This window comes from Streptomyces sp. PR69 (genome assembly GCF_026420845.1).
Lineage (GTDB): Bacteria > Actinomycetota > Actinomycetes > Streptomycetales > Streptomycetaceae > Streptomyces.
In genome coordinates this window covers 1-12933 of record NZ_JAOWCB010000011.1, presented here as the reverse complement: position 1 = coordinate 12933, position 12933 = coordinate 1, and the positions used below count along the sequence as shown (strand labels likewise).

At 73.7% G+C, this 12933-nt stretch carries 8 protein-coding genes; all 8 read left to right on the top strand.

Annotation, left to right across the window (positions count from 1 at the left end; genetic code table 11):
* Window positions 1-26: 26 nt before the first annotated feature.
* Window positions 27-1514, top strand: a complete 1488-nt coding sequence (locus tag OF819_RS13190; RefSeq protein WP_267243672.1) for a 3' terminal RNA ribose 2'-O-methyltransferase Hen1 — start codon at window positions 27-29, stop codon at window positions 1512-1514.
* A complete protein-coding gene (locus OF819_RS13185) occupies window positions 1511-4039 on the top strand; it encodes a polynucleotide kinase-phosphatase (protein WP_267243671.1) in 2529 nt (842 codons plus the stop codon). The genes OF819_RS13190 and OF819_RS13185 overlap by 4 nt, the downstream gene beginning before the upstream one ends.
* 907 nt (window positions 4040-4946) lie before the next feature.
* On the top strand, window positions 4947-5672 hold the full coding sequence (locus OF819_RS13180; RefSeq protein WP_267243670.1) for a Crp/Fnr family transcriptional regulator: 726 nt from the start codon (window positions 4947-4949) through the stop codon (window positions 5670-5672).
* Between the two features lie 85 nt (window positions 5673-5757).
* Window positions 5758-6564, top strand: coding sequence for a hypothetical protein (locus OF819_RS13175; protein WP_267243669.1), 807 nt, complete (start codon window positions 5758-5760; stop codon window positions 6562-6564).
* Window positions 6561-8936 (top strand): hypothetical protein, encoded by a 2376-nt coding sequence (locus tag OF819_RS13170; RefSeq protein WP_267243668.1) that lies wholly within the window; start codon window positions 6561-6563, stop codon window positions 8934-8936. Before OF819_RS13175 ends, OF819_RS13170 begins: the two co-directional genes overlap by 4 nt.
* Window positions 8933-10198 (top strand): hypothetical protein, encoded by a 1266-nt coding sequence (locus OF819_RS13165; RefSeq protein ID WP_267243667.1) that lies wholly within the window; start codon window positions 8933-8935, stop codon window positions 10196-10198. The genes OF819_RS13170 and OF819_RS13165 overlap by 4 nt, the downstream gene beginning before the upstream one ends.
* Window positions 10195-10692 carry a Pycsar system effector family protein gene (locus tag OF819_RS13160; RefSeq protein ID WP_267243666.1) on the top strand — a complete coding sequence of 166 codons (498 nt, stop codon included), beginning with the start codon at window positions 10195-10197 and terminating at the stop codon, window positions 10690-10692. Before OF819_RS13165 ends, OF819_RS13160 begins: the two co-directional genes overlap by 4 nt.
* Before the next feature lie 8 nt (window positions 10693-10700).
* The coding region (locus OF819_RS13155; RefSeq protein ID WP_267243665.1) for a VWA domain-containing protein at window positions 10701-12933 on the top strand (2233 nt) is incomplete at its 3' end.

Genomic DNA, 12933 nt, shown 5'->3' with positions numbered 1-12933 from the left:
GGAGCGCGGCACGCATACTCGGTCAGGTGTTCCTGACGATTTCCACCACCGGCACTCCAGAGCGTCCCGCCACCGATCTCGGGTTTCTGCTGCATAAGCATCCGGACAAGGCGCAGGTCTTCTCCACCGCGTACGGCCGGGCGCATGTCTTCTACCCCGAGGCGTCCGCGGAGCGCTGCACCGCGGCGCTGTTGCTGGAGGTGGATCCGGTGGCGCTGGTGAAGCGGGGGAAGGGGAAGGGGCGCGGTGGGGCGCCGGATGCGGCGCTGGCGCAGTATGTGAACGACCGTCCGTATGCGGCCTCGTCGCTGCTGGCCGTGGCGATGAGCGCCGTGTTCAGGAGTGCGCTGCGGGGAGTGAGCGCCGCGCTGCCGGAGCGGGCCGCGGCGGGGATGCCGCTGCGGATCGAGGTGCCGGCGCTGCCCGCGCGCGGGGGAGCGGAGCTGGTGCGGCGGCTGTTCGAGCCGCTGGGCTGGAGCTCCGTGGCGGCGGAGCCGGTGGCGCTGGACGAGGAGTTCCCCGAGTGGGGCGAGTCGCGGTATGTGCGGCTCGTGCTGGAGGGGGAGCTGCGGCTCGCCGACGCGCTGCGGCAGCTGTATGTGCTGCTGCCGGTGCTGGATGACGCCAAGCACTACTGGGTCGCGCCCGACGAGGTCGACAAACTGCTGCGGGCGGGCGACGGCTGGCTGGCCGAGCACCCCGAGCAGAAGCTGATCGCCAGCCGCTATCTGGCGCGCCGCTGGAGCCTGACGCGGGAGGCGATGGACCGGCTGGAGCTGGTCCGGCTCGCCGAGGCCGACGACCTCGACGTCGCGGATGTGGACAACGCCGTGGACGAGACCGCGGACACCGAGGAGCGGCCGGCGCCCCTCGCCGTACAGCGCCGGGACGCCATCCTGGCCGCGCTGCGCGCCGCGGGCGCGGGCCGGGTGCTCGATCTGGGCTGCGGGCAGGGACAGTTGGTGCAGGCGCTGCTCAAGGACGCGTCCTTCACCGAGATCGTGGGCGTGGATGTGTCCATGCGCGCACTCGGCCTCGCCGGACGCCGGCTGAAGCTGGACCGGATGGGCGAGCGGCAGGCCGCCCGCGTCACCCTGCTCCAGGGCTCGCTCACGTACACCGACAGGCGGCTCACCGGCTATGACGCCGCCGTGCTCCGCGAGGTGATCGAACATGTCGACCCGGAGCGGCTGCCGTCGCTGGAGTACGCCGTGTTCGGCGCGGCCCGCCCCCGCACGGTGATCGTGACCACGCCGAACGTCGAGTACAACGTCCGCTGGGAGTCCCTGCCCGCCGGGCATGTCCGCCATGGCGACCACCGATTCGAGTGGACCCGCGAGGAGTTCAGCCGCTGGGCCGGGGGCGCGGCGCAGCAGTACGGCTACGAGGTGGAGTACGCGCCCGTCGGACCCGACGACCCTGAGGTGGGGCCGCCCACCCAGATGGCCGTGTTCACCGCACAGCAGACCGACCAGAAGAAGAAGGAGAAGAACAAGGAGGTGAAGGCCGCATGAGCACCGCACGCACGCTCGCCGTGACCGATCTGTCCCTCGTCGTCCTCGTCGGCGCCACCGGATCCGGCAAGTCGACCTTCGCTCGCAGACACTTCAAGCCCACCGAGGTCGTCTCCTCCGACTTCTGCCGCGGCCTCGTCGCCGACGACGAGAACGACCAGAGCGCCAGCGGCGACGCCTTCGACGTGCTGCACTACATCGTCGGCAAGCGGCTGGCCGCCGGACGGCTGACCGTCGTCGACGCCACCAATGTGCAGCCCGAGAGCCGCCGCCAGCTGATCCAGCTGGCCCGCTCCCATGATGTGCTGCCCATCGCCGTCGTGCTCGACCTGCCCGAGGAGGTGTGCGCGGAGCGCAACGCCCTGCGCTCCGACCGGGCCGGCATGCCGCGCCGCGTCATCCAGCGCCACTGCCGTGAGCTGCGCCGCTCGCTGCGCGGACTGGAGCGCGAGGGCTTCCGCAAGGTGCACATCCTGCGCAGTCCCGCCGAGGCGGAGACCGCCCGGGTCGTGCGGGAGAAGCGGTTCAACGACCTTGCCCATCTCACCGGGCCGTTCGACATCATCGGCGATGTGCACGGCTGCAGCGGCGAACTGGAAGCCCTGCTCGCCAAGCTCGGCTACGAGGACGGCGTCCACCCCGACGGGCGCACCGCCGTCTTCGTCGGCGACCTCGTCGACCGCGGCCCGGACTCCCCGGGCGTGCTGCGCCGCGTGATGTCGATGGTGTCCTCCGGCAACGCCCTGTGCGTGCCCGGCAACCACGAGAACAAGCTCGGCCGCTGGCTGGGCGGCCGCACGGTCCAGCACACGCACGGCCTCGCCGAGACCGTCGAACAGCTTCAGCGCGAGGACGAGCCCTTCCGCGAGCAGGTGCGCGAGTTCATCGGCTCGCTCGTCAGCCACTACGTCCTGGACGGGGGCCGGCTGGTCGTCTGCCACGCAGGCCTGCCGGAGAAGTACCACGGACGCACCTCGGGCCGGGTCCGCTCGCACGCCCTGTACGGCGACACGACCGGCGAGACCGACGAGTTCGGGCTGCCTGTGCGCTATCCGTGGGCCGAGGAGTACCGGGGGCGGGCCGCGGTCGTCTACGGCCACACGCCCGTGCCCCGCGCCTCCTGGCTCAACAACACCATCTGCCTGGACACCGGCGCGGTCTTCGGCGGCCGGCTGACCGCCCTGCGCTGGCCGGAGCGGGAACTCGTCGACGTACCGGCCGAGAAGGTCTGGTACGAGCCGGTCAGGCCGCTCGCCTCCGATGCCCCGGGCGGCCGCGAGGGCCGGCCGCTCGACCTCGCCGATGTGCACGGGCGGCGGATCGTGGAGACCGCCCAGATGGGCCGTGTCTCCGTACGCGAGGAGAACGCGGCCGCCGCGCTTGAGGTCATGAGCCGCTTCGCCGTCGACCCTCGGGTGCTGCTCTATCTGCCGCCGACCATGGCCCCCACCGCCACCTCGAAGGAACCGGGCTTCCTGGAGCATCCGGCCGAGGCGTTCGCCCAGTACCGGGCGGACGGCGTCGAACGGGTGGTGTGCGAGGAGAAGCACATGGGCTCCCGCGCCGTGGCGCTCGTCTGCCGGGACGCGGCCGCCGCGCGCGAACGCTTCGACACGGACACGGCCGGCGCGCTCTACACCCGCACCGGGCGGCCGTTCTTCGACGATGCGGCCATGACGGAGACGATCCTGAAGCAGCTGCGCACCGCCGTCGCCGCGGCCGGGCTGTGGGAGGAGCTGGACACCGACTGGCTGCTGCTCGACGCCGAGCTGATGCCCTGGTCGCTCAAGGCGCAGGGGCTGCTGCGCACCCAGTACGCGGCGGTGGGCGCCGCGGCGGGCGCGGTGCTCCCGGCCGCGTCGGCGGCCCTGGAGGCGACCGCGGCGCGCGGCGTGCCCGTGGACGGCCTGCTCACCGCCCAGCGGGAGCGCACCGCCGACGTCTCCGCGTTCACCGCCGCGTACCGGCGCTACTGCTGGAGCACGGACGGCCTGGACGGGGTGCGCCTCGCGCCGTTCCAGATCCTCGCCGTGCGGGGCCGCTCGCTGGCCGCCGTGGAGCACGATGCGCAGCTGGCATGGCTCGACCGGCTCGCCGAGCACGACGCGAGCGGGCTGCTCCAGGTCACCCGGCGGCTCATCGTCGACACCGGCGACGAGGCGTCGGTGCGGGCCGGGACCGACTGGTGGCTGGAGCTCACCGGCCGCGGCGGCGAGGGCATGGTCGTCAAGCCGCTGAACGCGCTTGCCCGCGACGCTGGGGGCCGGCTGGTCCAGCCGGGCGTCAAGGTCCGCGGACGCGAGTATCTGCGGATCGTCTACGGCCCCGAATACACCCGCCCGGCCAACCTGGAGCGGCTGCGGAACCGCTTCCTCGGCCATAAGCGCTCCCTGGCGCTGCGGGAGTACGCCCTGGGGCTGGAGGCGCTGGACCGGCTGGCGGAGGGGGAGCCGCTGTGGCGGGTGCATGAAGCGGTGTTCGCGGTGCTGGCGCTGGAGTCGGAGCCGGTGGACCCCCGCCTCTGAGGCACGGCCGGGGGGTCCCCCCACCCCTCCCCCCCTGCGCCCCGGGGCGCAATGCCGTTGCCTTATCCAGCGGTCCCGGGCCGGAGAGCTGCGGAAAGCTGCCCGGCGGAGACCGGGAAGGCCTGTCGGTGCAACGGCATTGCCCCGGGGCGCAGGGGGATCCCCGCTTTCCGCAGCTGGGGGCTTAGGCCCCCCAGACCCCCTTCGGGGGGAGGGGCTGCGGGGCTGGCGCCCCGCGCCCCCCAGGAACGGCAGCTTCGCGCCGCCTGCCCCGGTACGGCCTGAAGGCCGTGTCCTCGGACTCCCCCGGCTACCTGTCCAGCTACCTCCCCCAGCTATTGCTGGGAGGTGTCCCAGGGGTATCCCCAGGGAGGTGTCCCAGGGGTTTCCCACGGATGTGTCCCCAGGGGCACCCCCACGGATGTGCCCCCAACGGACTGGGTTTACGGGGCTCCGCCCCGGACCCCGGTCCTCGAACTCCCCCCAGACTCCTCCCCCAGCTACCTCCCCCAGACCCCGTCCGGGGGTACCCCCATGGGGGCGCCTCCCAGCGGTAGCTGGGGGAGATTGAGGACACATGAGCCTCGGCGGGGATTGAGGCGCGGGGGTTCGGGGGCGGAGCCCCCGGGGCAGGGCGCGGCGGCGTCGCGTGCGGGGGCAGATCCGGTGCAGACCGGGCCACGAGGGGCGCACAGTTGCGGCTGAGGGGCGCACACGTCCTCCGCGTTGACGACCATCCGCCAGCCTTCTAGCGTTCAGACCCCGCAGAGTGACGCGATGCCAGCTCTGTTGCTGACGGCGTCAACTGGTGCGGGCCAGACACAGGCCGGGTACGGGCGAAGAACGGGCACTCAGCGAAGGCGTGGTCCCCCGGAGAAAGGGCCGAATCGACCGTTGTGGGGGGACGATGAGTCTGTTTGGTCAGGACCGGTCCTTCCTCGACGCGCTCACTCCCCAGGACCGCCGCGCGCTGCTCGCCGAGGGCGCTCCCCGCTCGTACCGCCCCGGCGAGGTGATGATCCGGGAGCGTGACACCACCACCTATGTCCTGGCGCTGCTGTCTGGATGGGCGGTCGTCTCGGTCGAGACGGAGCGTGCGGCCCGGCTCATTCTCGCCGTACGGGGCGCGGGCGAGGTCGTGGGCGATCTGGCCGCGGTGGACCAGGGCCCGCGCAGCGCCACCGTCACCGCGCTGAGCCGTGTGGACGCCGTGTCCGTGTCCGGGGGCCGCTTCCGGGGGTTCCTCGCGGCCCGCCCCCACGCCACCTCGCTGATCATGCGGCAGCTCAGCGCCCGGCTGCGCAGCGCCGACAGCGAACGCCGCTCGCTCGCCTCCGCGACCGTGCTCCAGCGGCTGGCCGCCCGGCTCGCGGAGCTCGCCGAACGGGCGGGCCGCACACAGGACGGCGGCACGGTCGTGGAACTGCCGCTGCCGCAGCACGATCTGGCCGCCGCGATCGGGGCCACCCGGGAGGCCGTCGCCAAGGCGCTGCGCCAGCTCAGGGAGCACGGCGTGGTGCGCACGGCCAACCGCCGGGTGACCGTCGTCGACATGCGGGCGCTGTTCCGCCTCGCCCAGGGCCGCGGCTTCCCCGGCGGCGGGCCGCCGCACAAACCTCCGCCGACTGTGTAAACGGCTACATCGCAGACCCCCGCCGCCCGGCCAGAGTTGTTCCGTCACCAAGCGCCACAGCACCGTCAAGGTCAAGGGAGTCCTCGTGAGCAGTGCGCAAGCCGTCCCCAGAACGGTGGTCTTCGCAGACGCCTGCGGATCGGGCAGGCTCGGCCTGGACGCCAAGAGGCGCGACCGCGCCGTGATGTACGCGGCGACGGCGGAGGCGTACGCGTCCGTCGGCGTGGAGCCCGTGCGGATGCACCAGGAGGACCGGGGCGACGGCATCCTCACCGCTCTCCCGCCGGATCTGCCGCCCACTTTGATGGTGGGGCGCTGGGTGGACACCCTGTACGAGAGTCTGCGGGAGCTGAACGCCGGCCGGGCCCGCCCGCTGCGGCTGCGCGTCGGCATGCACGCGGGACTGGTGCTCGACGACGGCAGGGGTCTCGTTGGGCGTGCGGTCGACCTCGCCTGCCGGTTGTGCGACAGCGACCCGGCCAAGCAGATCATGGCCAGGGCCGAGCGGGCCGATCTGCTCCTCGTCGTCTCCGACTGGCTGTACGCCAACGTGGTCGCCGAGGGCGGGCGCTACGTGGAGCCGGACTGCTACCGCCAGGCCATGGTCCGCAACAAGGAGACCGAAGAGAAGGCCTGGTTCCACATACCCCGCTGGCCCGAGCCGCCGCTCGGCGACCGGGCCGCGGACGGGGCCGGCGGTGGGCCGGAGGGGGACGGTCCACCGCCGCGGCCTCCCACGACGGCAAGGGAGGCGCGGCCGCCCGGCGGCGAACGGCACTACAGCGCCCAGGGCGATATGCAGATCTTCCAGGGCAACCAGATCCACGGCGGCTTCACGGGCATCCGCAAAGACCGTGGGACCCGCGGCCGCCGTGAGGGGGACGGGACATGAGCGACGAGGACGACAGCACCCCGGCACAGGACGAAGGCGGCCGGGGAGACGGCAGAAGAGAAGACGGCGGGAACGACGGCCGGAACGAGCGCCGGAACGACGGCCGGGAACCCGCCTCCGCCGACGGCCAGGACGGTCAGGACGGCCCGGAACAGCAGCCGGAACCCGACCCCTTCCAGCAGGCCGTACGCAGCAGGACCGGAGGCGCGGGCGGCACCGGCGGCGCGGGCACCGCACACGCCGCCCGCCGTACCTTCGCCCGGGCGCGCGGCGCCGGGCGGCACGTCGACATCGGCGGCGACGGCCAGATATTCGAAGGCAACTACTTCATCAACCAGTTCGCCCGGGACACCGCGCCGCCCCTGGTCCACGGCGCCGTCCCGCACGAGACGCTCCGCGACCTCGACACGGTGTACTGCGAGGTCACCGGCTACCAGCGGATGAAGCAGCTGCTGCGCGCCGACGGCCTGCTGGTGCTGTGCGGCGAACCCGGCAGCGGCCGCAAGGCCACCGCCCTCGCCCTGCTGTCGGAGCTCACCGACCACCGGGTGACCCGGCTGGACCCCAGCTGCCGGCTGCACCGGATCGACGACCACATGCTGGAGAGCGGCACCGGCCATCTGCTGGAGCTGCCCCCGGACGGCGAATGGTCCTCGGACGAAGCGGAGCACACCCCCGAGCAGGGCGGCCGCGGCGATGAGGGCCGCACCGGGCCGCGCGGCCCCGCCCGCCTCTCCGAGCTGCATCTGGACCGGTTCAGCGCACAGCTGCGTGCCGCGCGGGCGTACGGCGTGGTGCTGGTGGAGAGCGGCGATCTGGCCGACCGGCTGCTGCGCGGCCGCTACGGCGTGTACTGCCCGCCCGCCCCGGCCGGCGAGGTCCTCGGCCGCCATCTGCGGATGCTGCTCAAGGACGAGCCGGACGGCGTGCTGGAGCGCGCTCTGGACACCGCGGCGCGCGACGACGTCCGCGCCGCCCTCGGCCTGGACGAGCTGCGCCCCCGCGAAGCCGCCCGGCTCGCCGGACTCCTGGCCCGCCGCCAGAAGGACGAGCTGACGGACGAACAGCTCCTCGACGAGTGCGCCGCCTTCGTCCGCGCGCAGGCGCGCTCCTGGTTCGCCGGAGCGGACCGGCCCGGCACCGTGCCCGAGGCCCTGCCCGCGCTGAGCGCCGCCGCCTTCCGCATCGCCGTCGCCGCCTTCAACGGCTCGGCGTACAGCCTGACCGCGGAAGCCGCCGAACTCCTTGCCTGGGAACTCGCCGTGACCCTCCACCCGGGGGAGGCGGTCGGCCGCAGGCTCTTCGGCACGCACACCGAGATCCGCCCCATGGTCGCCCGCGCCGTGCTGGAGGACGGCGAACTCGACCTGGGGGACGCCGCCGTCCCCGTCACCGCCGTCCGCTTCCAGGGCGACGGCCTGGCGACCGCCGTACTGCGCGAGGTGTGGCACGGCTATCACAACGCCCGCGGCCCGATGGCGCGCTGGCTCAGGGTGCTGTGCGACGACCCCCGCCCCCAGGTGTGGGTGCGCGCCTCCATCGCCGCGGGCGTCCTGTGCTCCTGGGACTGGATCCACGGATACGGCGAACTGGTCCGCCCGATGGCCCTGACGGACAGCCCGACGGCCCGGATGGCCGCCGCCACGGCGCTGGCCGAGGCCGCGCGCGACGCCGCCGTGCAGCCCGCGGTCAAGGCCCTGCTGAAACAGTGGGCGGGGAGCGACGACGAAGCACTGCTGACCACCGCCGTCATGGCGCACGGCTACGGGCTGCCCGCAGGCTCCGTGCGCGCCTCGCTCGACGCCCTCGCCAAGGCCGTGCGCTCCGACGAGGACGGGGCCGCTCTGCCTGCGGCCTCCTTCAGCGTGGTGCGGCTCCTCGCCTCCGACGAGCCGGAGCCGGTGGTCCGCCGGCTCGGCGCCTGGCTCAGGGACGGCCGGCGGGAACTCGCCGATCTCACGCTGCTGTCGGTGATCGGCGCCGTCGACACCCGCACCACCTACCTGTGGGGGCTGACCGACGTCCCCGCGCTGGAGCCGCACCAGTCACGTCCTCTGCTCACCGCACTGCTCGCGGCCCGGCCCGAGCTGACCGAGCCGCTCGCCGCGCTTCTGCGGCGCACGCTGTCCGTCGCCCGCTCCGGCGAGGCGGCGCTTGAGGCGTTCGGCGGGCTGCTCCGCAGGGCCGCCGAGGACGCCGAGGTCGCGCTTGAGCCGGTGTGCGGACTGCTGCCGCTGCTCGGCGTGCAGCGCAGGGACCGGGACCGGCTGCGCGGCCTGCTGGAGGAGCTGGTCAAGGACCGGGACGACCCGATGGACAAGTCCGCTGCCGGAAGGATGTGGGACGCGGTGGGGGAAGGAGCTGACCGATGACCTCGCCCGACGCCGACGAGCGCCCGGACCCGGAGGAGCCCGGTCCGGAGCGGGGCCTCAGCGAACGCCCGAAGGGACCCCTCGTACGCGAATGCGCACCGCCGTACCGGCGCACCAGCGGACAGCTCGCCGCCGTGGTGCTCTACCGGGACGGCGGCCATGTGGTGGAGTGGCCGGACCGCCGCGAGAGCCACCGGCGGCAGTGGCTCAGCCGCCCGTACACCGTCTTCGAGGTGCTGCTCGGCCGGAACGTCACGGAGTTCGGCCTCCGGCTGCCCGCCGCCGGGGACAGCGTCTTCTTCGACGCCCTGGCCAAGGTGCACTGGGAGGTGGCCGACCCCTATCTGGTGGTCACCCAGCGCGTGTGGGACGTTGCCGAGCTGCTGCACGACGACCTCCTGGACGGACTGCGCGCCATCTCCCGGCGGTTCGCGCTCACCGAGGCGCAGCGCGCCGACGAGGCCGTACGGGACGAGCTGAGCGCCGGCCGGCTGTCCATCGGCCGCGATCTGGGACTGCGCACCCGCGTCCACGTCTTCGTCGATCTGAGCAAGGCCGTGCAGCGCAAGGTGCGGCGGCGGCACGAGATCGATCTGGAGATGGCCGCCGACGAGCGCAAGGCCGAACGCGAGCGCCGCAGGGACCAGTACGAGCGCGGGCTGGTCGGGGAGCGCGCGAGGGAACTGGAGATCCTGCTGCGGCGCGGCGAAGAGGCCGAGATCGCCCACCACATGGCGCGGAGCCCGGACAAGCAGTGGGCGATCCGGGCCGCCATCCGGCAGGAGAAGCGGGAGGGGCAGGCCGACTTCCTGGCCCTGTTCAACCGGCTGATCGACACCGGGGTGCTGGAGCGCCATGACATCGGCGAGCAGATGTACGAAGTGCTCCAGCATCTGCGCCGCAGCACTGGCGGGGTCCTCGGCGGCGTGGCCGAACGTGTCCTGCCGCAGCCGGCCGGGGGACGGCCCGAGCTTGAAGAGCGCCCCGCGCACCGGCCGCGGTCCGAGCCGCGCCGGCCGGAGCCGAGGCGTCCCTCCTGGGAGGACGACGACGGGTTGGGCGCCGATGACGGGTTCGGCGCGGGTGACCGGTTCGGCGCGGATGACGGGTTCGGCGCGGACGGTCGGTCCGGCGCGGACGGCGACCGGGAGCGGCGGCATGTGTACGAGCCGACCCGCGTCGAACCCGCCTCAGAACGGGACTCCGTGCCGGACGGCCGGTCCAGGCCCAGCGAGGCGTTCGACGACTGGGACGACGAATGACGGCCGCGCCCGGCCCCGACGCCCCGCCCGAAGACGTCCGCTTCATGGCGGAACGGCTGCTGGCCTCCGTCCGGGAGGACATCGGCCGCGCCGATGCCAAGGCGGCGATCCTGCTGTCCGGCGCGGTGGCCGTCCTCGCCGTCCTGGTGTCCGACGGGGGCACGCTGCCGCCCGCGGAGGGATCGGCCGCCGGGCCGCTGCTGGTCGCCGCCGCGCTGTGCTGGGCCGCCGGGCTGCTGATGCTCGTCGCGGTGATCCTGCCCCGCACCAGGATCGGCGCCGAACGCACCCTGCTGCGCGATCTCGCGGCCCACTCCTCCGCCGAACATCTGCTGGCCCGTCTCGTCGCGTCCCGCGAGAACGTCACCGGCTGGCTGCTGGACCAGGCGAGCGTGCACGGAGCCGTGCTCGCCGCGAAATACCGGTGGCTGCGCCTGGGCGTGGGGTTTCTCGCGCTCGGCGGGCTGCTGGCCCTCTTCAGCGAACTGTGGTGAGAGAGACGATGCACCTGAGAAGCAAGGCGGGCGCGCTGACGGCGGCCGGTGTGCTGCTGGTTCTTACCGGCCCGCCGGCCGGCCCTGCGGCCGCGACCGCGCTGGAGCCCGCCCGCGCCCCCGCCGCCCTCCAGGCCCCCGCGGCCCCGGACGACGGCCCCGACCCCATTGACTTCGCCGTGGTCGTCGACCAGTCCAAGAGCCTCTCCGACGAGGACCTCACCCGCGAGGTGGAGGCCGCCGCGCTGCTCAGCCAGGGCGAGATATCGGAGCGCTCACGCGCCGTCGTCATCGGATTCGCCAGCTCCGAGAAGCCCGGCCAGACGCCTGTGCGCGAAGTCTGCCCGCTGACCGTGGCCGACGCCGCGGGACGGCAGCGGCTCAGCGACTGCGTACCGGACCTGTCCGACCGGGATTCCCGGCGCACCGGCCCCGGCACCGACTTCCCCGCCGCCCTGCGCCAGGCCGTCGACCGGCTGACCGAGGACGCCCGCAAGGACACCCCCAAGGTCGTCTTCCTGCTCACCGACGGAAAACTGGATGTACGCGACAGCCCCGAATACGGCACCGACCCCGCCAACCGCCAGGCCAACGGCGCCACGCGGCTGACCGAGGAACTCGCCCGCGCCCGCAGCGCCTCCGTACAGGTCTGGCCGCTCGGCTTCGGCAGCGGGATCGACCGCGCGGCGCTGACGCGCATGGCCGAGGGCGGCTACCGCGACGGCTGCGCCGAACGGCCAGAGGCCACCCCCAGAATGCGGGTCGTCGACAGCTCCGCCGACATCGACAGGGCCCTCCAGGAGACCTTCGCCGCCGCCCGCTGCGCCGGGGTCGTGCCGGGCTCGCCGCCGATCCCGCCGCCCGGCGATCTGCATGTCGCCATCCCCCCGGTCGCCACCGACGGGGCGATCACCGTCAGCAAGCGCGACCCCAAGGTGTCGGTGACCTACTACGACCCGAAGGGCCGCAAGGTGCCCGCCCGCGGCGAGTTCGACGGCTCGCTCTTCGAAGCCAGCGGCCAGGACGGCCCGGTTGAGGCGCTGCGCATCAAGAACCCGCTCCCGGGCCGCTGGCGGGTGCACATCGACGCTCCGGAGGGCCACAGGGACCGCGAGGTCACCGTCCGCGCGATCTGGCAGGGCAGGCTGCGCACCACGGTCACCCTGGACCCGGCCGCCCCGCGCGCCGGGGAGCAGGCCGTCGTCGAGGTCAGAATGCAGACTCGGCGCGGCGTCGTGATCACCGACCCGGAGCTGCTGGACGGGGTCGAGGTCTCGGCCCGGCTGTCCGGCAGCGGCTTCGATCCGGTCACCGTGCCGCTCGCCGACGACGGCAGGGAACCGGACCGCGAGGCCGGAGACGTGCGCTTCACCGGCGTGGTCACCGTGCCCGGGACGGCTGCGGGAGAACTCGAACTCCTCGCGGAGATGTCCGCACCGGGCGTCACCGCCGACCGGCGCCCGCTGCGCACCCAGCGGACCGACCGCGTTCCGGCCGTCACCGCCGGGCTGAGTGTCGACCGGGCCGCCGTCACGCCGGGCGACGAGGTCGCCGGCGTCCTCGACGTCACCAACAACGACACGGTGCCGCACACACTGCGGCTCACCCTCGACGACCAGCCGCCCGGCTCCGCCGTGAAGATCAGCCCGGCGACCGTCACCGTGCCGCCGGCCGAGAGCACCAGCGTCCGCTTCACCCTGTCCCTCGGGGAGAACACGCCGTACGGGGAACTCGGCGGCACCCTCGCCGTGGTGGACGCCACACAGAACGACGCCGTGCTCGACACCGCGTTCCCCGGCATCCGCGTCGAGGCCCCGCCCACCTGGTGGGATCGCTGGCGATGGGCGGTCATCGCGGGCTCCGCGCTTGCGCTGCTGCTCGCCGCCTTCGCCGCCGTGCGCCGCCGGGCCGCCGTCAACAGCCGTGATCTGACCGGCGTACGGCTGGAGCTGTGCCTGGAGGGCAGAGTGCTCGACGAGCTGACGGTGCGCGCCCGGCAGAGCCCGGGAGGCGACTTCCACTTCACCGTGGACCGGGCGCGGGGCGCGGCCCCCGCGCTGCAGCGCACCGCCCAGGGCACGGCGGGCAGCCACCGGCTGCGGCGCACCTCGGGCGGTGAGTTCCTGCTCCGCCCTCACCAGGGGCGTGAGCGCACACTGCGCCCCCAAGAGCCCGCGGGCATCGCCGAGGGGCTGGAGCTCCTCGTCCACGACCGGCGCGGCGCCGCCTCCCGTACGCGGC

Bases quoted from the DNA above. Each gene is read 5' to 3' on its own strand.
- OF819_RS13185 (WP_267243671.1), top strand. From the start codon at position 1,511: ATGAGCACCGCACGCACGCTCGCCGTGACCGATCTGTCCCTCGTCGTC.
- OF819_RS13180 (WP_267243670.1), top strand. From the start codon at position 4,947: ATGAGTCTGTTTGGTCAGGACCGGTCCTTCCTCGACGCGCTCACTCCC.
- OF819_RS13170 (WP_267243668.1), top strand. From the start codon at position 6,561: ATGAGCGACGAGGACGACAGCACCCCGGCACAGGACGAAGGCGGCCGG.
- OF819_RS13165 (WP_267243667.1), top strand. From the start codon at position 8,933: ATGACCTCGCCCGACGCCGACGAGCGCCCGGACCCGGAGGAGCCCGGT.
- OF819_RS13160 (WP_267243666.1), top strand. From the start codon at position 10,195: ATGACGGCCGCGCCCGGCCCCGACGCCCCGCCCGAAGACGTCCGCTTC.